Genomic DNA, 24,114 nt, shown 5'->3' on the forward strand with positions numbered 1-24,114 from the left:
CCGCCCGACAATAATGGAGAGGATTATGAGTTATACACTGCCATCCCTGCCGTATGCCTACGACGCACTGGAACCGCATTTCGACAAGCAGACGATGGAAATCCATCACACTAAACACCACCAGACCTATGTGAACAACGCGAACGCCGCGCTGGAAAGCCTGCCAGAGTTCGCTAACCTGCCTGTTGAAGAGCTGATCACCAAGCTGGACCAGCTGCCAGCGGACAAGAAAACCGTTCTGCGTAACAACGCTGGCGGCCACGCTAACCACAGCCTGTTCTGGAAAGGCCTGAAAACCGGTACCACCCTGCAGGGCGACCTGAAAGCGGCTATCGAGCGCGACTTCGGTTCCGTGGACAACTTCAAAGCGGAGTTCGAAAAAGCCGCGGCTACTCGTTTCGGCTCTGGCTGGGCGTGGCTGGTTCTGAAAGGTGACAAACTGGCGGTGGTTTCTACTGCGAACCAGGACTCCCCGCTGATGGGTGAAGCAATCTCTGGCGCATCCGGCTTCCCAATCCTGGGTCTGGACGTGTGGGAACACGCTTACTACCTGAAATTCCAGAACCGTCGCCCGGACTACATCAAAGCCTTCTGGGACGTGGTGAACTGGGACGAAGCTGCAGCACGTTTCGCCGCTAAAAAATAAGGTTGCGTTGACGCCTGTGAGAAGCGAGTCTTATGACTCGCTTTTTTTGTATCTGCGTAATGGAGGCAGCAATGCATTACCCGGTGAACGTGTTTACAGGCAAGGTAAGGGAGTACGACGGCAGTCGCCCGAGCGCCATCGCTAAAATTCAGGTTGACGGTGAGCTGACGCTTACCGACCTCGGGCTGGCGGGTGACGAGCAGGCCGAAAAGAAAATCCACGGCGGGCCCGAGCGCGCGCTGTGCCACTACCCGCGCGAGCACTATCAGCACTGGAAAGCCGAATTCCCCGAACAGGCGGATCTGTTTGTCGCGCCCGCGTTCGGTGAGAACCTCTCGACCGAAGGGCTGACCGAGCAAAACGTCTTTATCGGTGATATTTACCGCTGGGGCGATGCCCTGATTCAGGTGACGCAGCCACGCTCGCCGTGCTTCAAGCTCAACTTCCATTTCGGCATTCATGACATGTCGGCTCAGATGCAAAACGCGGGTAAAACCGGCTGGCTGTACCGTGTGGTGCTGGCTGGGCAGGTTTCAGCGGACGCACCGCTTGAGCTGGCATCACGCCTGAGCGATGTGTCTGTTTATGACGCCTGCGCCATTGCCTGGCATATGCCGTTTGATGACGAACAGTATCACCGCCTGCTGTCGGCGGCGGGGCTATCGACCAGCTGGACGCGCACCATGCAAAAACGGCGGCTCAGTAACAAAATTGAAGACAATGCCCGTCGGTTATGGGGTAAATAGGTTTCTCTTTCGTTCGTCTCCCCCGTGCTAACGGGGGATGCTCCCTTCTTTTACACCGTACTCAACCTTTCCTTGCTTCATTCCTGATACATGGCCCACAAAAAAAGTGTTGGCAATGTAAAAACACTTGAGAATTCTTCCGGCTCAAATATCTTATGATCAAATTGGTTTAAACCAGATGGTGTGGGATGAAAGAAAAAAACTACGTGGATGTGCTCAGGGAGCGTTTTGAACGCTGGCTGAGTGAACAAAACTTACCGGCTGGCTCGAAGCTACCGTCTGAGCGCGAGTTGTGCGAACTGCTAGATGCCAAACGCATGACCTTACGGCAGGTGCTGATTGAGCTGGAGGTGGGTGCACGGATATTTAGAAAGAACCGCAGCGGCTGGTTTATTTCTGCTAAGCGCTTTATCTATAACCCAAAATCCCTCTCCAGTTTTAATGCGGAAGCCCGTGCCCAGGGGCGAAATCCCTCCTGGGGTTATTTATCCCGTGAGAGCATGGAGAGCGTACCGCATCAGGTTGAGAGGGTGTTTCCCGCGTCTGAGAATTGCTATCGGGTAACAGGATGGTGTGGGCTCGATGAACATAAGGTTTTTTACCACGAGTCATATATTGATGCAGAAACCGCGCCGGGATATATCCATAAACTGGAGAACCAGTCGTTTGCCAGCGTCTGGGAAGATGAATTCGGTCATACCTTAACCATTAAAGAGATGATCTTCAAACCGGTCAATATGCCGGAGCTGGCCTGCAAAGAACTGGGTGTGGCACCGAATACTTACGGAATTTTGGTGGAAAAACACCGAGCGACACGGGATAAAAAAGTGGTGCAGGTCGATTTTGAATACTGGCGCCTTGAATCAGTGGAACTCGTTATTCATGATGAATGAGAAGAAAAATGAAAAATATTGATAAAGTGCGGCTGGCGGAACGTGCGAGAAATATACCTCTCTATCTGCACGCCTACGCGTTTCATTTAAATATGCGCTATGAACGCGTATTTCCGGGTGATTTGTTAGATATAGCGTATCAGCAGAAATTAAAGGGGGTAAAAATTCATGTCGAAGACGGTGAAACGCAATCCCTGCAAAAATTAAATGACCAACAGTTACGCACGTTTAAAGAAAAAGCGCAAAGCTACCATCTGGATATTCATATTGAAACCAGCGCTTCGGATAAAGCGACGCTGGATGATGCGATCCGTATCGCCCTGGCGACGGGAGCGACCTCGGTGCGCTTCTACCCGCGTTATGAAGGGTATCTGAAAGACGTGCTCGATAAAATTGCCAGCGATATTGCGTATTTATCTCGTTATGACGATTGCGGCCTGAGTTTTACTATTGAACAACATGAAGATTTACAGGGCCATGAACTGGTGACGCTGGTGAAAAACAGCGGGATGAAAAACCTCTCCATTCTGTTCGACTTTGGCAATATGATTAATGCCAACGAAGAGCCGCTGGCGGCATTAGAGGTTATGGCCCCCTTGATTACCCAGGTGCATATTAAAGATGCGCGGATTATTAACGAGGGGAAAGGTTGGGGGCATGAAGCCTGTCGTACCGGATACGGTGATCTACCTGTGGAGGAGATGCTAAAAAGATTACTACTTTTAGGCGATGAGCAACCCCAGGTCACCTCTTTTGGCTTAGAAGAAGAGGTGGAATATTATGCTCCTGCGTTCCGTTTCGACGATGAAGGGAATAACCCCTGGATACCGTGGCGAAATGCGAGCTATACCCCATTGCCCGACAGCACGATGGTAGATGCCCGTCTTGCGGAGGAAAAACATCACGCCCTTTCTCAAATTCAGTATATACGTAACGTGTGTCAAAAATTTATAACAACCTGACTAGTATTTAGGTCGTTAAAAAAGAACGTCAACATGAAGGCCATTTCATTTTGAGCTGGCTGAGGATTATTGCATTCATTTTCTGATTGAGAACGTTTTCTCAACCTACGCTAAGGGTGTTAATTATGTTCATGAATAAATGGGCACGACTCTGCTTTTTGATTTTAGGCGGCGGGACGATATTCAAACTTTCCAGTATGAAAGATGTCTTTTATGTACCTATGCAAAATGACTGGGGATTAACCAATACCCAAATTGGTTTAAGCTTTACGGTATATACTATTGTCCAGACAACGGGCCTGTTCCTCTCTCTGTATATTGCCGACCGTTACTCTAAAAAAATCCTGCTGCCGTTTGGTTTAATCGGCGTGGGATTGTGCGGCCTCTACTTATCCACGCTGCCGTCATTTACCGGGTATCTGCTCTGTTTTGCGGCGATGGCCTTTTTCGCTGACGTAGTTTACTGGCCAGTATTGCTGAAAGCGGTGCGTCTGCTGGGAACGCAGGAGGAACAGGGGCGTATGTTTGGCTTTCTTGAGGCTGGCCGCGGCGTGGTGGACGTGGTTGTTGCCTCCGGGGCACTGTTCGTCTTTGTGCACTTCGGGGAAGGCAAAGCGGGCATGCAGGCGGGGCTGTTATACTACACGCTGATTACCCTGGTCGCAGGGGTGATCACCTACTTCATTGTCGATGACGACAAGGTCAAAGGCAGCGAAAAGGGGAATGCCAACATGGAGGTGCTCAAGGGGATCAAACATATCCTCTCCTGCGCCAACGTCTGGCTAGCCGCGTTTGGCATTTTCTTCGTGTACGCTGCCTACTGCGGGCTGACATACTTTATCCCTTTCCTCAAAGATATCTATATGCTTCAGGTTGCGCTGGTGGGTGCCTACGGCATTATCAACCAGTATGCCCTGAAAATGGTGGGGGGACCGGTGGGCGGTTTCCTGGCGGATAAAGTGGCAAAATCGCCTACTGTCTACCTGAAGTGGACCTTCCTGATTGCCGCCGCGGCGATGATTGTCTTTATGCAGCTACCCCACCAATCGATGAACGTCTATATCGGGATGGCGGCAACCTTAGGTTTTGGAGCGATTATTTTCTCGCAGCGCGCCATTTTCTTCGCGCCGATGGATGAGATAGGCACCCCGCGTGAGTATGCCGGCTCGGCAATGGCGTTTGGCTGCATCATCGGTTACATGCCCGCCATGTTTGCTTACACGCTTTATGGCTGGCTGCTGGATACCCACACCGGTATCGCAGGCTACAACTATGTTTTTAGCGTGATGATCGCGTTCAGCCTGATGGGATTCGTCTGCTCAACGCTGCTGGTGAAACGGATCAAAAAGCAGAACCGCGCGGCAGTCACCGCGGAGGTGTAAGGTAAGCTGTCCCCGGCAAACGCCGGGGACAGGGCGTTATGAACGTTTATACAGCGGCAGCCAGAGGGTCAATCGCAATCCACCCAGCGGACTGTCATCGGCTTTCACCCAGCCACGGTGCTGCTGCATGGCGGTTTCCACAATCGCCAGGCCCAGCCCCGTACCACCTGATTCCCGGTCACGCGCCTCATCGGTACGATAGAACGGACGGAAAATCTGCTCGCGGTCTTCCGGGCTGACGCCAGGACCGTCGTCGTCGACAATGACGGTGATCCCGTCTTTATCCACCGAGAACGCCACCTCAATCTTCGTGTGCGAGTAGCGCAGGGCATTACGCACGATATTCTCCAGCGCGCTTTCCAGCGTGTTGGGGTTACCGTACAGCGGCCATGGACCCGGTGGGAAGTTGACGGTGAAGGATTTACCCATCTGTTCCGCTTCGAACGCCGCGTTGTCCAGCACCTCGTGCCACAGGTGATTGGCTTTCACCGTTTCGCTGACCAGCGCGTTTTTCTGCTGATTACGCGACATGACCAGCAGGTCGTTGATCATGCTGTCCAGGCGGTGAGCTTCTGTTTCAATACGCTCCAGCTCTTTGCTCTCACCGCTGCGGCGGCGCAGCAGCGCGGTGCCAAGCTGCAGGCGCGTAAGCGGGGTACGCAGTTCGTGCGAGATATCCGACAGCAGACGTTGCTGTGCGGTCATCATGCGATCGAGAGCGCTCACCATCTGGTTAAAACTGGTCCCGGCGGCAAGGAATTCCTGCGGTCCGGCTTCCAGCTCAGGGTGTTGTCGCAGGTTACCCTGCGCCACTTCATCGGCGGCATTTTTCAGCTTACGCGCCGGTTTTGCCAGGCTCCACGCCAGCCATAACAGCAGCGGCGAGCTGACCAGCATGGTGACAATCAGCAGCAGGAGAGGGCGGTCAAACAGCAGGTTGATAAAATCAGACTGGGAGTTGCTCGCCGGACGGATCAGGTAGAGCTGATAATTATCCTCTCCGTCTCTGACGGAGAAAGGCCCTACCATTTCTACGCGGCCATATTTCTTCTTCTGGGGATGATCGGCGTTATCCGCCTGGCCAATGAAGTTGCGGATAATCTGCATTTCATTGCGATCGGCCCCAATGACGCGGCCTTCGCTGGTCACCAGCAGCAGGCGTTGTCCGGGCGGCGCCCACTTGTCGATAGCGCGAAATAATCTGCGCCACCACATTAAATCGTTCGGCGGGTCGTTTGCCAGCTCGGCTTCCACGTGCTGCTCGATCATCACGCCCTGACGTTGCTCGCTGTCGAGAAGCTCCGTCATCTGGCGTGAGTCGAGTTTTGGCAACATCAGTACGAGCATTAAAACCAGTGCCAGCGTCAGCCAGAAGATGGCGAAGATGCGGGCGGTTAAGCTTCCTATCATGAAGCGGAAACCATCAGATAACCGCGACCACGCAGGGTTTTAAACCATGGGTGACCGTCTTTACGCTCTGGCAGCTTACGGCGCAGGTTAGAGATGTGCATGTCGATGGCGCGGTCAAACGGGGTCAGACGTTTGCCCAGCACTTCCTGACTTAAATGTTCACGCGAAACCACCTGGCCGAGGTGCTGCGCCAGCAGATACAGCAGGGTGAACTCCGTGCCGGTCAGTTCCAGCGTCTGGCCATCAAAGCTCGCTTCCTGACGGCCCGGGTTCAGGCTCAGGGAGTCGACTTCAAGGGTAGGTGAGCTGTTGTCGGTATTCTGCTGCTGCTCGCTCCAGTGGGAACGACGCAGGATCGCGCGAATACGGGCGACCAGTTCGCGGTCGTTAAACGGCTTCGGTAAATAGTCATCCGCGCCCAGCTCAAGGCCGAGTACGCGATCGAGTTCGCTGCCGCGTGCGGTCAGCATGATAACGGGAGTCTGGTGTGTCTGGCGAAGCTCTTTCAACGTATCAATGCCGTTTTTCTTCGGCATCATCACGTCGAGCAAAAGTAAATCGATGCTGTCGTCAAGGAGACTCAGCGCCTGCTCGCCATCATGGGCAACCAGGACGTTGAAACCTTCCATGTCGAGCAACTCCTTTAAAAGGGATGTGAGCTCTCGGTCATCATCAACTAACAGGATTTTATTCATTGTTTAAATACCTCCGAGGCAGAAATTACGACATCAAGGCTGTCTAATCCATGACTTTACGTTGTTTTACACCCCCTGACGCATGTTTGCAGCCTGAATCGTAGACTGTCTCTCGTTGAATCGCGACACGAAAGATTTTGGGAGCAAGTGATGCGCAAAGTTACCGCTGCCGTCATGGCCTCAACGCTGGCGTTCAGTGCGTTTAGCCAGGCTGCTGAAGCTATCATCAGCGATAACAGTCCCTTACAAGAGGGCGCAACGCAGAACAGCAGCCAAAGCCATATGTTTGACGGCATAAGTTTAACCGAACATCAGCGTCAACAGATGCGAGATCTGATGCAGAGGGCGAGACACGACCAGCCCCCTGTTAATGTTAGCGAAATGGAGACAATGCATCGCCTTGTCACCGCAGAAAATTTTGACGAAAGCGCTGTACGCGCTCAGGCCGAAAAAATGGCACAGGAACAGGTTGCCCGCCAGGTCGAAATGGCGAAGGTCCGCAACCAGATGTTCCACCTGCTAACGCCCGAGCAGCAAGCGGTTTTGAACACCAGACATCAGCAGCGAATGGACCAGCTGCGTGAGGTTGCACGGATGCAGCGAAGCTCAGAAACGACGTTTTTCAGTAGCAATAGCAGTACCCGTAGTAACCAGTAAACCCTGTTTTCCTTGCCATAGACACCATCCCTGTCTTCCCCCACATGATGTGGGGGTTTTTTTTGCCCCGCATTCTGATTTGTTAACCGTTTATTCATCCTTCGACTCCACATGCTTCCGTTATACTAGCGGCATGACATGACAGGAGCGTTTATGAATCAATCCTATGGAAGACTGGTGAACCGGGCCGCCATGGCCGCGACGGTAATGGCGTCGTGCTTGCTGGTCATCAAAGTTTTCGCGTGGTGGTATACCGGTTCGGTCAGTATTCTGGCGGCGCTGGTGGACTCGCTGGTGGATATTGCCGCCTCGCTGACCAACCTGCTGGTGGTGCGTTACTCGCTGCAGCCAGCGGATGAAGAGCACACCTTTGGGCACGGTAAAGCGGAGTCGCTGGCCGCGCTGGCGCAAAGCATGTTTATATCCGGTTCTGCGCTGTTCTTGTTTCTCACCGGCATTCAGCATCTCGTCTCGCCAACACCGATGAACGATCCCGGCGTCGGCGTCGTTGTGACGATTGTCGCGCTTATATGCACACTTGTTCTGGTAACGTTCCAGCGCTGGGTTGTTCGCAAAACGCAAAGTCAGGCTGTACGGGCAGATATGCTTCATTATCAATCTGATGTTATGATGAATGGGGCTATTCTTATTGCGCTCGGTCTGGCCTGGTATGGCTGGCATCGGGCCGATGCGTTGTTTGCGTTAGGGATTGGTATCTATATTTTATATAGCGCCCTGCGGATGGGGTATGAAGCGGTGCAATCACTGCTTGACCGCGCCCTCCCGGACTCAGAACGTAATGAAATTTTTTCTATCGTGACCTCCTGGCCCGGCGTCAGCGGTGCACACGATCTTCGAACGCGGCAGTCAGGGCCGACCCGCTTTATTCAGATTCACATTGAAATGGAAGACAACCTGCCACTGGTTCAGGCTCACGTGATAGCTGAGCAGGTCGAGCAGGCGATTTTGCAGCGTTTTCCTGGTTCAGACGTCATCATTCACCAGGATCCCTGCTCGGTTGTACCCGGTCATGTTGGGCTTTCGTAATTCGTTGTAAAAAAGTGAGCCAGGCCAGCATTTTGTGTATAAATTACCGCCATTTGGTCTGACCTGAATCAATTCAGCTGGAAGGGATTGATATACTATTTGCAGTATTCGTTGGTCGATAAGTTTCTTCCGGCAACAGATTTCAATTTTGCATTCCTAAGTTCAGAGGTAGTCATGATTAAGAAAATCGGTGTGTTGACAAGCGGCGGTGATGCGCCGGGCATGAACGCGGCAATTCGTGGTGTTGTCCGTGCAGCGCTGACGGAAGGCCTGGAAGTTTTTGGCGTTTATGACGGTTATTTGGGCCTGTATGAAGATCGTATGGTTCAGCTCGACCGTTACAGCGTGTCTGACATGATCAACCGTGGCGGTACTTTCCTCGGTTCTGCGCGCTTCCCGGAATTCCGTGATGAACACGTTCGTGAAGTGGCTATCGAAAACATGAAGAAACGCGGCCTGGACGCCCTGGTGGTTATCGGTGGTGACGGCTCCTACATGGGTGCAAAACGTCTGACCGAAATGGGTTTCCCGTGCATCGGTCTGCCGGGCACCATCGACAACGACATCAAAGGTACTGACTACACTATCGGCTTCTTTACCGCGCTGGGTACCGTTGTTGAAGCGATTGACCGCCTGCGTGACACCTCGTCTTCTCACCAGCGTATCTCTATCGTTGAAGTGATGGGCCGTTACTGCGGCGACCTGACGCTGGCGGCAGCCATTGCGGGCGGTTGCGAATTTATCGTCGTGCCAGAAGTCGAATTTAGCCGTGAAGATCTGGTGGCTGAAATCAAAGCGGGCATCGCGAAAGGTAAAAAACACGCGATCGTGGCTATCACCGAGCACATCTGTGACGTTGACGAGCTGGCGAAGTACATTGAAGCCGAAACCAAACGCGAAACCCGCGCGACCGTACTGGGTCACATCCAGCGTGGCGGTTCCCCAGGCCCTTACGACCGTATTCTGGCGTCCCGTATGGGCGCGTACGCTATCGATCTGCTTCTGCAGGGTCACGGCGGCCGCTGCGTCGGTATTCAGAACGAAAAACTGGTTCACCATGACATCATCGATGCGATTGAAAACATGAAGCGTCCGTTCAAAGGTGACTGGCTGGACTGCGCGAAAAAACTGTACTGATCGGCGTTTTTTGCCCGGTGGCGCTGCGCTTACCGGGCCTACAAAAGCACGGTTCGTAGGCCCGGTAAGCGCAGCGCCACCGGGCTTTTTTCTCCGCACCATTTGCCTTTTTATTCCACTACGTTATAGCCAATCTTTTTTTATTCTTTAATCCTCGATTCGCTTTCTGGCACGCTGCATTCATCAAAACACTACACAAGAGAGCTGGGCGATGAATAAATGGGGCGTGGGTTTAACATTATTGCTGGCATCGACCAGCGTTCTGGCTAAGGACATCCAGTTACTGAACGTGTCATACGACCCGACGCGTGAACTGTACGAACAATACAACAAAGCGTTTGCGGCACACTGGAAACAGGAAACCGGCGACAATGTCGTGGTTCGCCAGTCCCACGGTGGTTCTGGCAAGCAGGCGACCTCCGTCATCAACGGGATTGAAGCCGACGTGGTGACCCTGGCGCTGGCCTACGATGTTGACGCGATCGCCGAGCGTGGCCGTATCGACAAAAACTGGATCAAACGCCTTCCGGATAACTCCGCGCCATACACGTCGACCATCGTTTTCCTGGTACGTAAAGGCAACCCGAAACAGATCCATGACTGGAATGACCTGATTAAGCCGGGCGTGTCAGTCATCACGCCTAACCCGAAAAGCTCTGGCGGCGCTCGCTGGAACTACCTGGGCGCATGGGGCTACGCGCTGCACCACAACAATGGCGACCAGGCCAAAGCGCAGGAATTCGTGAAAGCGCTGTATAAAAACGTTGAGGTGCTGGATTCCGGCGCGCGTGGCGCCACCAACACCTTCGTCGAGCGTGGGATTGGCGACGTGCTGATCGCATGGGAAAACGAAGCCCTGCTGGCCACTAACGAACTGGGTAAAGACAAATTCGAGATCGTGACCCCAAGCGAATCAATTCTGGCTGAACCGACCGTCTCCGTGGTCGATAAAGTGGTTGAGAAGAAAGATACCAAAGCGGTGGCGGAAGCCTACCTGAAGTATCTGTACTCGCCAGAAGGCCAGGAAATTGCGGCGAAAAACTTCTATCGTCCACGCGATCCGGCCGTTGCGAAGAAATACGAAAGCGTATTCCCTAAACTGAAACTCTTCACCATTGATGACGAGTTCGGTGGCTGGACCAAAGCGCAGAAAGAGCACTTCTCTAACGGCGGCACCTTCGACCAGATCAGCCAGCGCTAACTCATTAGCCCATGACACGGTGACCCGGCGTGAGAAATCCGCCGGGTTTTTTATTTGGTCATCATTTTGCGTTACTCTTTTGCCTCTATTGAAAACAGGGAACGCGTTGTGAAAAAAATTATCTTATTGCTCCTCATTGTCATCGCCCTGGCAACTGGCGGTGTGTACTGGATGAAAGCGGGTAATCCGAATGCGTTGCGACATATCGTTCTCGACCAGTGTGTGCCGAATCAGATCCAAAACCGTAACCCGGCGCCGTGTGCGCAGGTGAAAACGGATGCAGGCTATGTGGTATTTAAAGATCGCAACGGGCCGCTGCAGTACCTGCTGATGCCAACCTACCGCATCAACGGCACCGAAAGCCCGCTTTTGACCGAATCTCATACGCCGAACTTTTTCTGGCTGGCCTGGCAGTCGCGCAGCTTTATGACTCTGAAGCGCGGCTCCGAGGTGCCTGACAGCGCCATTTCGCTGACGATTAACTCGCCGACAGGGCGCACGCAGAACCATTTCCATATTCATATTTCCTGCCTGCGCCCGGACGTGCGCGAGAAGCTCAACGCGGCACAGGGAGAAATCAGCACCCAGTGGCTGCCTCTTCCCGGAGGGCTGGAAGGACATGAGTATCTTGCTCGCCGGGTGACGGAAAATGAACTGGTGCAGCGCAGCCCGTTCATAATGCTGGCTGAAGAGCTGCCGGAAGCGCGCGACCATATGGGGCGCTTTGCCCTGGCGATGGCGCAGCAGTCGGATGGCTCGTTTGTGTTGCTGGCGACCGAGCGCAATCTGTTGATGCTCAACCGCGCGTCGGCAGAGGAATTGCAGGATCATCAATGCGCTATCCTGAAGTAACCCCACCATAAATCGCGTTTACTCGGGCTGCCTGTCACCGTAGACTTGCTGAAAAATTCTACAGGAGACAGGTATGTCGCTCTGGTTAACGTATCCTCTGCTGCTACCCTCACTGATTGTTGGCGTCACCATCGTTCTGTGGGCGACGTCGTTATTGCCTGAATTCATCACCGCGCTGCTGTTCTTCACGGCGGCGATGACCGCCAGAATCGCCCCGCCGGAGGTCATCTTCGGCGGTTTTGCCTCGTCGGCTTTCTGGCTGGTATTCAGCGGCTTTGTGCTCGGCGTGGCGATCCGTAAAACCGGACTGGCGGACAGGGCCGCCCGGGCGCTGTCGTCAAAGCTCACCGACTCCTGGGTATTAATGGTAGCGAGCGTGGTGCTGCTGAGCTATGCGCTGGCGTTTGTGATGCCGTCGAACATGGGACGTATTGCGCTGCTGATGCCGATTGTCGCGGCGATGGCAAAACGCGCCGGTATCGCCGACGGCTCCCGCGCCTGGTTTGGTCTGGCGCTGGCGGTAGGGTTCGGGACTTTCCAGCTTTCGGCGACGATTCTGCCCGCTAACGTCCCTAATCTGGTGATGAGCGGTGCGGCGGAAGGCTCGTACGGCATCCATCTGAACTATGTCCCGTATCTGCTGCTGCACACGCCGGTGCTGGGCATTCTCAAAGGCCTGATCCTGATTGGCCTGATCTGCTGGCTATTTCCCGGTAGCCCGAAACCGCCGAAGGAACAGGCGCCCTCTGAGCCTATGGGGCGGGACGAAAAGCGTCTCGCCTGGCTGCTGGCGGTGGTACTGGGGATGTGGGTGACGGAGAGCTGGCACGGCGTGGGACCCGCGTGGACGGGGCTGGCGGCGTCGATCATCGTTATGCTGCCGCGTATAGGTTTTATCACCGGGGAGGAGTTTTCTGCGGGGGTGAATATGCGCACCTGTATCTACGTTGCCGGTATTTTGGGGCTGGCGATCGTCGTGACCCAAACCGGCATCGGAACGGCGGTGGGCGAGGCGTTGCACCGCATTATGCCGCTGGATGCAGACCGACCGTTCACCAGTTTCCTGGCGCTGACCGGTATTACCACCGCACTCAACTTTATTATGACCGCCAACGGCGTTCCGGCGCTGTATACCACCCTGGCGCAGAGCTTCTCGGACGCGACCGGCTTCCCGCTGCTGTCGGTGATCATGATTCAGGTGCTGGGCTATTCTACGCCGCTGCTGCCGTATCAGGCGTCGCCGATTGTGGTGGCGATGGGACTCGGGAAGGTGCCTGCAAGGGCGGGGATGGTGCTTTGTCTGGCGCTGGCGGTGGCAACTTATCTGGTGCTGCTGCCGCTGGATTATCTGTGGTTTAGCGTGTTAGGTAAGTTGTAGCGTTTTTGTAGGGCGGGTAAGCGCAAGCGCCACCCGCCACAAAGGCAATTACGCCTGTTTAGCCGCTTCTGCCGCTTTAACGATCACCGCGAAAGCGTCCGCTTTCAGGGATGCACCGCCAACCAGCGCGCCATCGATGTCTGGCTGGGTGAACAGCTCAGCAGCGTTGGAGGCGTTTACGGAACCGCCGTACTGGATGATCACTTGCTCAGCGACTTTGGCGTCAGCTTTCGCAATGTGGTCACGGATGAATTTGTGAACCGCCTGAGCCTGCGCAGGGGTTGCTGATTTGCCGGTACCGATCGCCCAGACTGGCTCGTAAGCGATAACCGCGCCTTCGAACGCTGCCGCGCCCTGGGTTTTGAGCACTGCGTCGATCTGACGTGCGCACACTTCTTCGGTTTTGCCCGCTTCGTTTTCTGCTTCGGTTTCACCGATGCACAGAACCGGGATCAGACCCTGCTCTTTCAGCACGGCGAATTTCTTCGCGATGAACTCATCAGATTCTTTGTGATAGGTGCGACGCTCGGAGTGGCCGATGATGATGTATTTCGCGCCGATATCTTTCAGCATTTCAGCGGAGGTTTCACCGGTGAACGCGCCAGACAGGTTAACGTCAACGTTCTGCGCGCCCAGAATGATGTGGCTGCCGTCAGCGGCGTGTTTAGCCAGATCCAGGTACATATCCGGCGGAGCGATAGCAACCGCGCAGCCCGTCACGCCAGCCAGCTCTTTACGCAGGTTCGCAACCAGTTCGTTTACCATGTGGCGGCTGCCGTTCAGTTTCCAGTTACCCATCACTAAAGGATGTCGCATTTCAATTCTCCACGCTCAATAAGCGAATTAAGGAATATGGCCACCCTGTCGGGCAGCATGGTCTGTGAATCAGTATAGAGATTTTCCCTCGAAAGGCTTTGCTTTTTGTCATTAATTCGCCCCGTCGAGAGTGTCAGATAGCACCAGCTTAATCGGTTCAACAGCGAAGGTCAGTCCTTTTTCGCCGTTGTCCGCTACAACATAGCGGATCGCGCCTTCGGTATCGGCGTAGTAACGCTTGTTTTTCCCGGCGGTAAGGAGTTTTTGCAGCTTTTGCTGACTTTGCTTTTTCGTCAGCGCAGGGGTAAAGGCCTGCAATACCGCGCTCATGTACTCCAGCGCTTTCGCCTTAGCAGCTTTCTGCTCTGGCCCCTGTATTGGCAGCCAGGTGATTTGCATGCTTTTGATTTTTAACGTCCCGCGCTCCAGCGCCGTGGAGGCATACAAATTCTCGTTAATCTTGCTTGCCGCACGGGTCAGGGTAGGCGTGTCGCGGGGGCCATCGATGGCACGAAACTCATCCAGCGGCAGCGTAGGGTTGGCCTGATTGAAGGTTTCACGAAACTCGCTGATGGACTGATCGAATGACGGCGCGCCCGCCAGCAGATACGGAGCTGTGGTCGGGGCAGTGGTTTCGGCGGCGTGCAGGGGATAACCCACGCTGAGCAGCGCTAAACACAGGAAGAGAGAACGTGCCGAACTTTTCATCAACATTGCCCCTGGCCGTAAGTGCTCATGATTAAAACGATATCTGGTCGGCTTGTCAAAAGGTCACAACTCCAGGGTAAAATGCGCGCTATACGATAATAAGGAACCTTACATGACCATACAGCAGTGGCTGTTTTCGTTCAAAGGGCGTATTGGACGCCGTGATTTCTGGATCTGGATGGTGACGTGGATTGTCGCCATGCTGCTTCTGTTTTTCGTTGCCTATAACGCATGGCTAAGCACGCAAACGGCGGCCTTCGCGCTGGTCTGTCTGCTATGGCCAACGGCGGCTGTCGTCGTGAAACGGCTGCACGATCGCGGACGTTCCGGCGCGTGGGCATTTCTGATTATTCTGGCGTGGATGCTGGTGGCGGGAAACTGGGCGATGCTGCCGTCCATCCTGCCGTGGGTCGTGGGCAGGCTGCTGCCGTCGGTCATCTTCGTGATGATGATTGTCGATCTGGGCGCGTTTATTGGCACCCAGAGCGAAAACAAATACGGTAAAGACACCGTTGAGGTGAAGTACCGCTGATCACCAGTAGTGTTCGGCGGTCATATGGCCCGGCCGGCGGCGAAGATGTTTCGTCATCTGCCGGGTATCCTTCAGAAGCTGCTGCGTGTCGCGAACCATCTGCGGATTGCCACACAGCATGACGTGGCTGGTTTCAGCGTTCAGCGGCAAACCCACCGCGTCTTCCAGGGCTCCACTCTCAATTAACGCCGGCACGCGACCGGTAAGCGCTCCTGCTACGGTTTCACGGCTGACCACTGTCTGAATCTTTAACTTTCCGCCGTACTGTTGTTCCAGCGCCTGCATCTGCGACAGGTAGTTCAGGTCTGCAGCGTAGCGCGCAGCGTGCACCAGCACGATGTTTTTAAAGCGCTCCAGATCTTTGCCGTACTGCAAAATAGAGAGATAAGGGCCGATGGCTGTACCGGTTGCCAGCATCCAGAGCGTGTCACAATCAGGGATCTCTTCGAGCACAAAGAAGCCTGCCGCTTCACTCACAATTTGCACGTCGTCGCCGGGCTTGAGGGCGGCAAGACGCGGGCTGAGCTTACCGTCCGGAACGGTGACCAGATAGAACTCGAGATCCGGGTTATCAGGCGCGTTAACGTAAGAGTAGGCGCGCTGCACGCGTTCGCCGTCGACATCCAGCCCCAGCTTGGCGAATTGCCCGGCTTTAAACGGGTGTACGGGAGCATGGACGGTGAGACTAAATAGCGCATCGGTCCAGAACTCTATTTTCGTGACTTTACCTGTTACCCAGTCCGCCATGATCTTCTCCTGTGCTGTTTCTCTGTTCTATCTTCCGTACTTGTGGTGACAATTTCCAGCCCGTCAGGGCCGGAAAGCTCTATCGATCAAACGGTTTTACAGAATGTGCGTCTGTACGTCCGGGTCTTTGCGGTCGAGATAGTGGATAGACTGGATGCGGCGAATGGTGCGCGATTTACCGCGGATCAGCAGCGTTTCGGTGGTCGCCATATTGCCCTTGCGGGTGATACCGTCCAGCAGATCGCCTTTGGTGATGCCGGTCGCGGAGAAGACAACGTTGTCGCTACGGGCCATCTCGTCCAGAGCCAGCACTTTATTGGCCTCGATGCCCATCGCTTCGCAGCGCGCCAGCTCGTTTTCTCCGATACGGCGGTTCTCTTCGCTGTCGCCTTTTACCTCATGACGGGGCAGCAGACGAGCCTGCATGTCGCCATCCAGCGCGCGGATCACTGCCGCAGAGACGACACCTTCCGGCGCGCCGCCGATGCCGTACAGCACGTCTACTTCGCTGTCCGGCATGCAGGTCAGGATCGAGGCGGCAACGTCACCGTCAGGAATAGCAAACACGCGCACGCCGAGCTTTTGCATCTGCGCGATGGTGGCGTCGTGGCGCGGTTTGGCCAGAATCGTCACGGTCAGTTCGCTAAGGGGTTTGCCCAGGGCTTTGGCGATGTTGTGCAGATTCTCTTCCAGCGGCAGGCTGAGGTCGATTGCGCCCTTTGCGCCAGGCCCGACAATCAGCTTTTCCATGTACATATCCGGCGCGTTAAGGAAGCAGCCCTTATCGCCCACGGCCAGCACTGCCAGGGCATTGGCCTGACCCATCGCCGTCATGCGGGTACCTTCGATCGGGTCGACGGCGATATCCACGGCATCGCCTTTGCCGGTACCGACTTTTTCACCAATATAGAGCATTGGCGCTTCGTCGATCTCGCCTTCGCCGATCACGATGGTGCCGTCGATGTTGACCTGGTTAAGGACAATGCGCATGGCATGGACGGCTGCGCCGTCTGCGGTATTTTTGTCGCCACGACCCAGCCATTTATAGCCTGCAAGGGCGGCCGCTTCGGTGACGCGGGAAAACTCGATAGCAAGTTCACGTTTCATGAGGTACTCGTGCAATCAAAAGGAATTGCACGAAGTTTATCACAGAGTGGGGAGGGGGGTTTTAAGTCCCCTCTCCCCTTTGGGGAGAGGGTTAGGGTGAGGGGGGATTACTCTTCGTGCTCTTCCCACGCCAGGGCGCGTTTCACCGCTTTCTTCCAGCCGCTGTAGCGGAAGTTACGCTCGGTGGTTTCAATGCCCGGGCGGAATTCGCGTTCGATCACCGCTTTTTCCTGCAGCTCGTCCAGGTTCTGCCAGAAGCCTACCGCCAGACCGGCAAGATACGCCGCGCCCAGCGCCGTCACTTCACGCACTTCAGGACGCTCAACGCGGGTGCCCAGAATGTCGGACTGGAACTGCATCAGGAAGTTATTCGCGACCGCACCGCCGTCCACGCGCAGGGCGTGCAGACGAATGCCGGAGTCAGCCTGCATCGCTTCCAGCACGTCTCGCGTCTGGTAGGCGATGGATTCCAGGGTGGCGCGAATAATGTGGTTAGAGTTCACACCGCGCGTCAGGCCGAAAATCGCGCCGCGTGCATACGGATCCCAGTACGGTGCGCCCAGACCGGTGAACGCAGGTACCACGTACACGCCGTTGGTGTCTTTCACTTTGGTCGCGAAGTACTCGGAATCGAACGCATCGCTGATCAGCTTCATCTCGTCGCGCAGCCACTGGATAGACGCGCCGGCCATGAACACCGCACCTTCCAGCGCATAGTTCACTTCGCCGCGCGGGCCGCAGGCGATGGTAGTCAGCAGACCGTTTTCTGATTTCACCGCTTTCTCGCCGGTGTTCATCAGCATAAAGCAGCCTGTGCCGTAGGTGTTCTTCGCCATCCCTTCTTTGACGCACAGCTGGCCGAACAGCGCCGCCTGCTGGTCACCGGCAATACCGGCGATAGGAATACGGGTGCCGCCTTTACCGCCGATGTTGGTCTGACCGTACACTTCTGAAGACTTGCGCACTTCAGGCAGCATCGCGCGTGGGATATCCAGCGCGTCCAGCATCTTGTCATCCCACTCCAGGGTGTTGATGTTGAACAGCATGGTGCGCGAGGCGTTGGTGTAGTCGGTGACGTGAACGCGTCCCTGGGTCATCTTCCAGATAAGCCAGGTGTCAACGGTACCGAACAGCAGCTCGCCGCGTTTAGCACGCTCGCGTGAACCTTCCACATGGTCGAGGATCCATTTCACTTTGGTGCCGGAGAAATACGGGTCAACCACCAGGCCGGTGGCGCTGCGCACGTACTCTTCCATGCCGTCGCGCTTCAGCTGTTCGCAGATCTCAGAGGTACGGCGGCACTGCCAGACGATGGCGTTGTAAATAGGCTTACCGGTTTCACGTTCCCAGACAATCGTCGTTTCACGCTGGTTAGTGATACCAATCGCGGCAATCTCGTCGGAACTGATATCGGCTTTCGCCAGCACTTCGACCAGCGTGGAGCTTTGTGACGCCCAGATCTCCATCGGGTCGTGTTCTACCCAGCCTGGACGAGGATAAATTTGCTCAAATTCGCGCTGTGACACGCTGACGATGTTCGCGTCATGATCCATTACGACAGCGCGGGAGCTGGTAGTGCCCTGGTCGAGCGCAACGATATATTTTTTTTCGGTCATGGTATGTGTCCCGTAGTCAGATTACAGCGAAGCTTTTTGTTGTGCGGTAGAAGTCGTTTCCTTCTCCTCTTCCACACAGGTGTCGCACGGTAAATGGCGACCAATTAATTTGCGGTAGCTGAACGCACCCAGCGCAGCCCCGACAACCGGCGCAAACAGCGGTACCAGGAAGTAAGGAATGTCTTTGCCTCCGGTGAAGGCGACGTCGCCCCAGCCTGCGATGAAGGCGAACGCTTTTGGTCCGATATCACGTGCCGGGTTCATCGCGAAGCCGGTCAGCGGGCCCATGGAGGCGCCAATCACCGCAATCAGCAGGCCAATCAGCAGGGGGGCCAGCGGGCCGCGCGGAATGCCGTTTCCGTCGTCGGTCAGCGCCAGGATAACGCCCATCAGAATAGCGGTAATCACCATTTCAACTGCGAACGCCTGCACAAAATTGATATGCGGGTTTGGGTAGGTTGAGAAGATGCCTGCCAGATCCAGACTTTCGACGCTGCCGCGTACCATATGATGCGTCTGTTCGAAGTCGATGAAAAGATTGTAATAAAGCCCGTAAACTAACGCCGCTGCGCAAAACGCGCCGGCAAACTGAGAAAGAATGAAAGGAACAACTTTGCGTCCGTCGAAGCACGCGAACAGCCACAGTGCGATTGTCACCGCCGGGTTAAGATGTGCACCAGACACTCCTGCGGTCAGGTAGATGGCCATCGCCACGCCCAGACCCCAGATGATACTGATTTCCCACTGACCAAAACTGGCACCCGCCACTTTCAGTGCAGCGACACAGCCCACTCCGAAGAATATCAACAACCCGGTACCAAGGAACTCGGCAATGCACTGGCCTTTTAAGGTTGATGTCTGACTCATAATCGGAATCCTGAAGAAATTGATGTTTATTGTTAGCATGGCCGCCCGTGACAGCCACGATGCCCTGTAGACATAGTGTTAATTTATCGTTAACGAGCAAAAACGAGAAATATCGAAATCAAAATGTGTGGTCTGCGTCAATAAAATGAGCGTTTTCGCGCCATAAAGCACATTTTTGCAGCAGTGCAGGATCGGTACAGGAATGTGAGCTGAATCATTTCATTAACGAATCAGTTAACAATTTAGGGGTATATGACGCGAACGCACCAGGACCAGACCTAAAAGTGTTGCAAACCGCGATCTGCGCGGTGTGTCGCTGGACACAGAGCGCCGCGCTCCATACAATCGACGGTATATGTCGTGCGCGTTTATGTTAAAGCGTCGCCTTGCAATTCAGGAGAGGTAGCATCATGTCTTTAGAAGTGTTTGAGAAACTGGAATCGAAAGTACAGCAGGCGATTGACACCATCACCCTGCTGCAGATGGAAATTGAAGAGCTGAAAGAGAAGAACAACAGCCTGGCGCAGGAAGTACAGAACGCGCAGCACGGCCGCGAAGAACTGGAGCGCGAAAACAACCAGCTGCGCGAACAGCAGAACGGCTGGCAGGATCGCCTGCAGGCGCTGCTGGGACGTATGGAAGAAGTCTGATTCCCATTGGGATGAACTGAACAGGCCGGGTAAGGCGATGCCGCTACCCGGCTTTTTTTATGCCAGTTATAAAAAAGGCCGCCAGAGGCGGCCTTAACGCTACTTGTCCTGCGCTGTCATAGCAAAAGCAACGAACACATTCGGTTCATCACTCTTTACAACGAGTACGCTGGCGACAATGAACGCGATACATAAATAGCGTTTCATTATGCGGTCCCTGCAGCTAACCGCTCCACCGGTCACCACCGGTGATAAGTCGGTGGACACAAGCCCGGTTAAAGGTTGCTTTACGGTTGTGAATACACCTTTCCCTGGACCGATGCCCATGTGCGAGATGGCGGAAAGGGACGATGCATCATAATGAGCAGCAGCAGCGTAGTTAAGGTTTTAATAGTTAATTAGGAATTTATAAAGGGTCGATGGGGTTACCTGAGATTTGAACCAGGGTAAGATAAAAATCCTGGTTAAAGGTTGCAAAACTTCCCAACGGACCGCGAATCCCGAGGGACAAAAAAACCGCCACATTGCTGTTGGCGGTTTTTTTATGGTCCACGCTTACGGTTTTATTACTCGATATCCAGCGGATCTTCGGAAAGGATAATGCCGGTATTATCGGCGTAGAGATGGTCGCCGGAGAAGAAGGTCACGCCGCCGAAGTTAACGCGCACGTCGCTTTCGCCGATGCCGTCACCCGCCGCCCCTACCGGTATGGCCGCGATGGCCTGAATCCCGATATCCAGGTCTTCCAGATCGTCCACCTGGCGCACGGAGCCGTATACCACAAGGCCTTCCCACTCGTTCTGCACGGCAATGCCGGCCAACTCAGCATCAATCAATGCACGGCGCACGGAACCGCCGCCATCGACCACCAGTACGCGGCCGCGGCCGTTCTGTTCGAGCAGATCGTACAGCAACCCGTTGTCCTCGAAACATTTCACCGTGACGATCTGTCCGCCAAACGACGACCGCCCACCAAAGTTGGAGAACAGCGGTTCAACGACGTTGACATCTTCCTGGTAGATGTCACAAAGCTCGGAGGTATCGTATTTCATAGGTTTAACGCTCAGTTGCTGCGAATGTGTTCAGTATATCGTGCGAAATGCGTTGTTGGCAAAATCATCAATTGTTAATTGATATTTGTCAGCTAACTGAGCGTCTGGCTTAATACAATCCCGATGACGAACAACAGGTTAGTCAGCAGCGCGCCTTTTACCGTGCGCTCCAGCATCGGCGGCATGGCGGACGGGCTGAGCTCACGCATCACAAAGCGGGCCTGCTTAATCAGCAGCGGCGCGGCAAGCACAAACAGCCAGCCCCACACGCTCTGCAACGAAATCAGGTTAAACAGCGCCAGGCAAACCAGCGCGCCAGTGAGCAGGCAGGCATGATAGCGGCGCGCATTCACCGGCCCCAGACGCACGGCCAGGGTATTTTTGCCATTCTCGCGATCGCTGTCGATGTCGCGCAGGTTGTTGATGTTGAGCACTGCCGTCGCCAGCAGGCCGCAGGCGGTCGCGGGCAGGAACAGGGCAGGGATCACCGTATGCGCCTGCAGGTACCAGCTTCCCATCACGCTCAGCCAGCCGAAGAAAACCAGTACGGAGATATCACCGAGCCCAATATAACCGTAAGGACGCGTGCCGACGGTGTAGGTGATGGCCGCGATAATGGCCAGTAAACCCAGCACCAGGAAGCCAATGAAATCGCTGGGAGTCTTAGACGCCACCGTCACCAGCGCCAGGCCGGATGCGCAGATCAACACCACGGTGATAATCAGCGCGCGCTTCATCTGCGCCTGGGTAATCACCCCTTTCTGCATTCCGCGCAGTGGCCCTATGCGGTCCGGCTTGTCGCTGCCTTTTACCGCGTCACCGTAGTCGTTGGCGAGATTGGAGAGGATTTGCAGCAGGCCGGCGGTAATCAATGCCAGCGCGGCGACCAGCGGATCAAAATAACCCTGCCACCAGGCAAGGGCGGTGCCGACGATAATCGCGGCAAAGGCCAGAGGAAGTGTTTTAGGGCGCAGACTTTCGAGCCACGCCTGAGTACGGCTGATGTCAGTCATAAGTATTTAGCCAATAAAAATGGGGGCATTAGCCCCCATTAAACGTGATGAGAATCCAGTAACCGCGATTATAGGATAAAACGGCTCAGATCTTCATCTGCCACTAACGCATCCAGATGTTTACTCACATATTCTGCGTCAATGGTAACGGTTTGACCGTTCAGGTCGCTCGCGTCGTAAGAGATATCTTCGACCAGGCGTTCCAGCACGGTATGCAGACGACGCGCACCAATGTTTTCGGTGGTTTCGTTCACCTGCCATGCAGCCTGAGCAATACGTTTGATACCGTCTTCGGTGAACTCGAGGTTCACGCCTTCGGTCGCCATCAGCGCTTTGTACTGTACGGTAGCAGAGGCGTTTGGCTCAGTCAGGATACGTTCGAAATCTTCGGTGGTCAGCGCCTGCAGCTCAACGCGGATAGGCAGACGGCCCTGCAGTTCCGGGATCAGATCCGACGGGCTGGCAACCTGGAAGGCACCTGATGCGATAAACAGGATGTGGTCCGTTTTCACCATGCCGTGCTTGGTGGAGACGGTGCAGCCTTCAACCAGCGGCAGCAGGTCGCGCTGAACGCCTTCGCGGGACACATCCGGGCCGGAGCTGTTGCCACCGCGCTTACAAATTTTGTCGATTTCGTCGATAAACACGATACCGTGCTGCTCAACCGCGTCGATAGCGTCCTGCTTCAGCTCTTCCGGGTTCACCAGCTTCGCGGCTTCTTCTTCAATCAGCAGCTTCATTGCGTCTTTAATTTTCAGCTTACGCGCTTTCTGCTTCTGGCCGCCCAGGTTCTGGAACATGGACTGCAGCTGGCTGGTCATCTCTTCCATGCCCGGAGGCGCCATGATTTCCACACCCATTGGTGCGGCAGCGAGATCGATCTCAATCTCTTTGTCGTCCAGCTGGCCTTCACGCAGCTTCTTGCGGAACGCCTGACGCGCAGCGGACGGTTCCGCCTGCTGTTCTGCCTGGCCCCAGTTGTTTTTTGCCGGTGGGATCAGCACGTCGAGAATACGCTCTTCGGCCATCTCTTCCGCGCGATAGCGGTTTTTCTCGATTGCCTGGACGCGCACCATTTTGATCGCCGAGTCGGTCAGATCGCGGATGATGGAGTCCACTTCTTTACCCACGTAGCCCACTTCGGTGAACTTGGTGGCTTCAACTTTGATGAACGGCGCGTTGGCCAGCTTCGCCAGACGACGGGCGATTTCGGTTTTACCGACGCCGGTCGGGCCGATCATCAGAATGTTCTTCGGCGTGACTTCGTGGCGCAGCTCTTCGTCAAGCTGCATACGACGCCAGCGGTTACGCAGGGCGATAGCCACGGAGCGCTTGGCGTTATCCTGGCCGATAATGTGTTTGTTCAGTTCGCTGACAATTTCGCGTGGGGTCATTTCAGACATGGGAGATCCTTACGCTTTGGAGGTCAATTCTTCGATGGTGTGGTTGTGGTTGGTATAGATGCAGATATCACCTGCAATATCCAACGCCTTCACCGCGATATCACGCGCGTTCATGTCGGTATTTTCCAACAGCGCGCGGGCTGCAGCCTGGGCATAAGGGCCGCCAGAGCCGATGGCAATCAGGTCATTTTCCGGCTGAATCACGTCACCGTTACCGGTGATGATAAGCGAAGCGGTTTCATCGGCTACCGCCAGCAGCGCTTCGAGCTTGCGCAGCATGCGGTCGGTACGCCAGTCTTTCGCCAGCTCAACGGCAGCTTTCACCAGATGACCCTGGTGCATTTCTAGTTTGCGTTCAAACAGTTCAAACAGCGTGAAGGCATCCGCCGTGCCGCCTGCAAAACCGGCGATCACTTTGTCGTTGTAGAGACGGCGCACTTTCTTCACGTTGCCTTTCATGACGGTATTACCCAGCGTGGCCTGGCCATCACCGGCGATTACCACATGGCCGTTACGGCGTACACTTACTATTGTTGTCACGAGCAGACCCCCTGGTTACAGAATCGGGAAACAGAAGCCCTGAGCCTGTGCTCAGGG

General features: G+C 54.9%; 26 protein-coding genes. 13 read left to right on the plus strand and 13 right to left on the minus strand.

Annotated features, from left to right (window positions below; all coding sequences use genetic code 11):
* Positions 1–25 precede the first annotated feature (25 nt).
* Together sodA and yiiM are read left to right on the plus strand one after the other, a co-directional pair.
* Positions 26–646 (plus strand): superoxide dismutase [Mn], encoded by a 621-nt coding sequence (gene sodA / locus BM007_RS21190; RefSeq protein ID WP_003861999.1) that lies wholly within the window; start codon positions 26–28, stop codon positions 644–646.
* Positions 647–717: 71 nt separating this feature from the next.
* Positions 718–1,392: a 6-hydroxyaminopurine reductase gene (gene yiiM, locus BM007_RS21195; RefSeq protein WP_090420844.1), complete on the plus strand. Its 675-nt coding sequence runs from the start codon at positions 718–720 to the stop codon at positions 1,390–1,392.
* Between the two features lie 61 nt (positions 1,393–1,453).
* Here the strand turns inward: yiiM and BM007_RS23575 are convergent, their stop codons facing one another.
* Complete coding sequence (locus BM007_RS23575) at positions 1,454–1,555, minus strand: hypothetical protein (protein ID WP_368073432.1); 102 nt, start codon at positions 1,553–1,555, stop codon at positions 1,454–1,456.
* Positions 1,556–1,580: 25 nt separating this feature from the next.
* Between BM007_RS23575 and BM007_RS21200 the strand changes: the two genes are divergently transcribed.
* The 3 genes from BM007_RS21200 to BM007_RS21210 all read left to right on the plus strand — a co-directional run bounded on the left by BM007_RS21200 (position 1,581) and on the right by BM007_RS21210 (position 4,629).
* Positions 1,581–2,285: a UTRA domain-containing protein gene (locus BM007_RS21200; RefSeq protein WP_048989393.1), complete on the plus strand. Its 705-nt coding sequence runs from the start codon at positions 1,581–1,583 to the stop codon at positions 2,283–2,285.
* Positions 2,286–2,293: 8 nt separating this feature from the next.
* Positions 2,294–3,247 (plus strand): sugar phosphate isomerase/epimerase family protein, encoded by a 954-nt coding sequence (locus tag BM007_RS21205; RefSeq protein WP_090420847.1) that lies wholly within the window; start codon positions 2,294–2,296, stop codon positions 3,245–3,247.
* Positions 3,248–3,378: 131 nt separating this feature from the next.
* The gene (locus BM007_RS21210; protein WP_090420891.1) at positions 3,379–4,629 is read left to right on the plus strand and encodes an MFS transporter; all 1,251 of its coding nucleotides are present in this window, start codon (positions 3,379–3,381) and stop codon (positions 4,627–4,629) included.
* Positions 4,630–4,665: 36 nt separating this feature from the next.
* Here the strand turns inward: BM007_RS21210 and cpxA are convergent, their stop codons facing one another.
* Positions 4,666–6,039, minus strand: coding sequence for an envelope stress sensor histidine kinase CpxA (gene cpxA / locus BM007_RS21215; RefSeq protein ID WP_023309731.1), 1,374 nt, complete (start codon positions 6,037–6,039; stop codon positions 4,666–4,668).
* The gene (cpxR, locus tag BM007_RS21220) at positions 6,036–6,734 is read right to left on the minus strand and encodes an envelope stress response regulator transcription factor CpxR (protein ID WP_006179159.1); all 699 of its coding nucleotides are present in this window, start codon (positions 6,732–6,734) and stop codon (positions 6,036–6,038) included. The genes cpxA and cpxR overlap by 4 nt, the downstream gene beginning before the upstream one ends.
* A gap of 150 nt (positions 6,735–6,884) precedes the next feature.
* Here cpxR and cpxP point away from each other — a divergent pair, with 150 nt between their 5' ends.
* The 6 genes from cpxP (at position 6,885) to BM007_RS21250 (ending at position 13,006) form a co-directional block, all read left to right on the plus strand.
* The gene (cpxP, locus tag BM007_RS21225; RefSeq protein WP_024909200.1) at positions 6,885–7,391 is read left to right on the plus strand and encodes a cell-envelope stress modulator CpxP; all 507 of its coding nucleotides are present in this window, start codon (positions 6,885–6,887) and stop codon (positions 7,389–7,391) included.
* Positions 7,392–7,544: 153 nt separating this feature from the next.
* Entirely contained in the window at positions 7,545–8,438 is an 894-nt protein-coding gene (gene fieF / locus BM007_RS21230; protein ID WP_024909199.1) for a CDF family cation-efflux transporter FieF, read from the plus strand.
* Positions 8,439–8,612: 174 nt separating this feature from the next.
* A complete protein-coding gene (gene pfkA, locus BM007_RS21235; RefSeq protein WP_023309696.1) occupies positions 8,613–9,575 on the plus strand; it encodes a 6-phosphofructokinase in 963 nt (320 codons plus the stop codon).
* 211 nt (positions 9,576–9,786) lie between these two features.
* The gene (locus BM007_RS21240) at positions 9,787–10,776 is read left to right on the plus strand and encodes a sulfate ABC transporter substrate-binding protein (protein WP_024909198.1); all 990 of its coding nucleotides are present in this window, start codon (positions 9,787–9,789) and stop codon (positions 10,774–10,776) included.
* Between the two features lie 108 nt (positions 10,777–10,884).
* Positions 10,885–11,628 (plus strand): CDP-diacylglycerol diphosphatase, encoded by a 744-nt coding sequence (locus BM007_RS21245; RefSeq protein ID WP_090420850.1) that lies wholly within the window; start codon positions 10,885–10,887, stop codon positions 11,626–11,628.
* A 73-nt stretch (positions 11,629–11,701) separates the two neighbouring features.
* The gene (locus BM007_RS21250; protein WP_090420853.1) at positions 11,702–13,006 is read left to right on the plus strand and encodes an SLC13 family permease; all 1,305 of its coding nucleotides are present in this window, start codon (positions 11,702–11,704) and stop codon (positions 13,004–13,006) included.
* A gap of 48 nt (positions 13,007–13,054) precedes the next feature.
* Here the strand turns inward: BM007_RS21250 and tpiA are convergent, their stop codons facing one another.
* Positions 13,055–13,822: a triose-phosphate isomerase gene (tpiA, locus tag BM007_RS21255; RefSeq protein WP_014172206.1), complete on the minus strand. Its 768-nt coding sequence runs from the start codon at positions 13,820–13,822 to the stop codon at positions 13,055–13,057.
* A gap of 111 nt (positions 13,823–13,933) precedes the next feature.
* A complete protein-coding gene (locus tag BM007_RS21260) occupies positions 13,934–14,530 on the minus strand; it encodes a DUF1454 family protein (RefSeq protein WP_090420856.1) in 597 nt (198 codons plus the stop codon).
* 112 nt (positions 14,531–14,642) lie between these two features.
* Here BM007_RS21260 and BM007_RS21265 point away from each other — a divergent pair, with 112 nt between their 5' ends.
* Positions 14,643–15,062, plus strand: coding sequence for a DUF805 domain-containing protein (locus tag BM007_RS21265; RefSeq protein WP_023333860.1), 420 nt, complete (start codon positions 14,643–14,645; stop codon positions 15,060–15,062).
* Here BM007_RS21265 and fpr read toward each other — a convergent pair whose 3' ends face one another.
* The 4 genes from fpr to BM007_RS21285 all read right to left on the minus strand — a co-directional run bounded on the left by fpr (position 15,063) and on the right by BM007_RS21285 (position 19,399).
* A complete protein-coding gene (fpr, locus tag BM007_RS21270; protein ID WP_090420859.1) occupies positions 15,063–15,809 on the minus strand; it encodes a ferredoxin--NADP(+) reductase in 747 nt (248 codons plus the stop codon). It lies immediately after the preceding gene.
* Between the two features lie 96 nt (positions 15,810–15,905).
* Positions 15,906–16,916, minus strand: a complete 1,011-nt coding sequence (gene glpX, locus BM007_RS21275; protein ID WP_032662725.1) for a class II fructose-bisphosphatase — start codon at positions 16,914–16,916, stop codon at positions 15,906–15,908.
* A gap of 107 nt (positions 16,917–17,023) precedes the next feature.
* Positions 17,024–18,532: a glycerol kinase GlpK gene (gene glpK, locus BM007_RS21280; RefSeq protein ID WP_023309688.1), complete on the minus strand. Its 1,509-nt coding sequence runs from the start codon at positions 18,530–18,532 to the stop codon at positions 17,024–17,026.
* Between the two features lie 21 nt (positions 18,533–18,553).
* Positions 18,554–19,399: an MIP/aquaporin family protein gene (locus BM007_RS21285; protein WP_014885705.1), complete on the minus strand. Its 846-nt coding sequence runs from the start codon at positions 19,397–19,399 to the stop codon at positions 18,554–18,556.
* Between the two features lie 410 nt (positions 19,400–19,809).
* Between BM007_RS21285 and zapB the strand changes: the two genes are divergently transcribed.
* Positions 19,810–20,049: a septal ring assembly protein ZapB gene (gene zapB / locus BM007_RS21290; RefSeq protein WP_010436935.1), complete on the plus strand. Its 240-nt coding sequence runs from the start codon at positions 19,810–19,812 to the stop codon at positions 20,047–20,049.
* Between the two features lie 566 nt (positions 20,050–20,615).
* Here zapB and rraA read toward each other — a convergent pair.
* From rraA to hslV, 4 genes are all read right to left on the minus strand, one after another.
* Positions 20,616–21,101 (minus strand): ribonuclease E activity regulator RraA, encoded by a 486-nt coding sequence (rraA, locus tag BM007_RS21295; RefSeq protein WP_023309687.1) that lies wholly within the window; start codon positions 21,099–21,101, stop codon positions 20,616–20,618.
* 92 nt (positions 21,102–21,193) lie between these two features.
* Positions 21,194–22,114: a 1,4-dihydroxy-2-naphthoate polyprenyltransferase gene (menA, locus tag BM007_RS21300; RefSeq protein WP_032648463.1), complete on the minus strand. Its 921-nt coding sequence runs from the start codon at positions 22,112–22,114 to the stop codon at positions 21,194–21,196.
* 68 nt (positions 22,115–22,182) lie between these two features.
* Positions 22,183–23,517, minus strand: coding sequence for an HslU--HslV peptidase ATPase subunit (gene hslU, locus BM007_RS21305; RefSeq protein ID WP_023309685.1), 1,335 nt, complete (start codon positions 23,515–23,517; stop codon positions 22,183–22,185).
* Between the two features lie 9 nt (positions 23,518–23,526).
* On the minus strand, positions 23,527–24,057 hold the full coding sequence (gene hslV, locus BM007_RS21310; protein ID WP_008501802.1) for an ATP-dependent protease subunit HslV: 531 nt from the start codon (positions 24,055–24,057) through the stop codon (positions 23,527–23,529).
* Positions 24,058–24,114: the final 57 nt, after the last annotated feature.

Origin of the sequence: Enterobacter sp. NFIX59 (genome assembly GCF_900113755.1) — a bacterium.
GTDB classification, from domain to species: domain Bacteria; phylum Pseudomonadota; class Gammaproteobacteria; order Enterobacterales; family Enterobacteriaceae; genus Enterobacter; species Enterobacter pseudoroggenkampii.

Coding starts and splice junctions, on each gene's coding strand:
- sodA (WP_003861999.1), top strand. CDS start 26: ATGAGTTATACACTGCCATCCCTGCCGTATGCCTACGACGCACTGGAA.
- yiiM (WP_090420844.1), top strand. CDS start 718: ATGCATTACCCGGTGAACGTGTTTACAGGCAAGGTAAGGGAGTACGAC.
- BM007_RS21200 (WP_048989393.1), top strand. CDS start 1,581: ATGAAAGAAAAAAACTACGTGGATGTGCTCAGGGAGCGTTTTGAACGC.
- BM007_RS21205 (WP_090420847.1), top strand. CDS start 2,294: ATGAAAAATATTGATAAAGTGCGGCTGGCGGAACGTGCGAGAAATATA.
- BM007_RS21210 (WP_090420891.1), top strand. CDS start 3,379: ATGAATAAATGGGCACGACTCTGCTTTTTGATTTTAGGCGGCGGGACG.
- cpxA (WP_023309731.1), bottom strand. CDS start 6,039: ATGATAGGAAGCTTAACCGCCCGCATCTTCGCCATCTTCTGGCTGACG.
- cpxR (WP_006179159.1), bottom strand. CDS start 6,734: ATGAATAAAATCCTGTTAGTTGATGATGACCGAGAGCTCACATCCCTT.
- cpxP (WP_024909200.1), top strand. CDS start 6,885: ATGCGCAAAGTTACCGCTGCCGTCATGGCCTCAACGCTGGCGTTCAGT.
- fieF (WP_024909199.1), top strand. CDS start 7,545: ATGAATCAATCCTATGGAAGACTGGTGAACCGGGCCGCCATGGCCGCG.
- pfkA (WP_023309696.1), top strand. CDS start 8,613: ATGATTAAGAAAATCGGTGTGTTGACAAGCGGCGGTGATGCGCCGGGC.
- BM007_RS21240 (WP_024909198.1), top strand. CDS start 9,787: ATGAATAAATGGGGCGTGGGTTTAACATTATTGCTGGCATCGACCAGC.
- BM007_RS21250 (WP_090420853.1), top strand. CDS start 11,702: ATGTCGCTCTGGTTAACGTATCCTCTGCTGCTACCCTCACTGATTGTT.
- tpiA (WP_014172206.1), bottom strand. CDS start 13,822: ATGCGACATCCTTTAGTGATGGGTAACTGGAAACTGAACGGCAGCCGC.
- BM007_RS21260 (WP_090420856.1), bottom strand. CDS start 14,530: ATGAAAAGTTCGGCACGTTCTCTCTTCCTGTGTTTAGCGCTGCTCAGC.
- BM007_RS21265 (WP_023333860.1), top strand. CDS start 14,643: ATGACCATACAGCAGTGGCTGTTTTCGTTCAAAGGGCGTATTGGACGC.
- fpr (WP_090420859.1), bottom strand. CDS start 15,809: ATGGCGGACTGGGTAACAGGTAAAGTCACGAAAATAGAGTTCTGGACC.
- glpX (WP_032662725.1), bottom strand. CDS start 16,916: ATGAAACGTGAACTTGCTATCGAGTTTTCCCGCGTCACCGAAGCGGCC.
- glpK (WP_023309688.1), bottom strand. CDS start 18,532: ATGACCGAAAAAAAATATATCGTTGCGCTCGACCAGGGCACTACCAGC.
- BM007_RS21285 (WP_014885705.1), bottom strand. CDS start 19,399: ATGAGTCAGACATCAACCTTAAAAGGCCAGTGCATTGCCGAGTTCCTT.
- zapB (WP_010436935.1), top strand. CDS start 19,810: ATGTCTTTAGAAGTGTTTGAGAAACTGGAATCGAAAGTACAGCAGGCG.
- rraA (WP_023309687.1), bottom strand. CDS start 21,101: ATGAAATACGATACCTCCGAGCTTTGTGACATCTACCAGGAAGATGTC.
- menA (WP_032648463.1), bottom strand. CDS start 22,114: ATGACTGACATCAGCCGTACTCAGGCGTGGCTCGAAAGTCTGCGCCCT.
- hslU (WP_023309685.1), bottom strand. CDS start 23,517: ATGTCTGAAATGACCCCACGCGAAATTGTCAGCGAACTGAACAAACAC.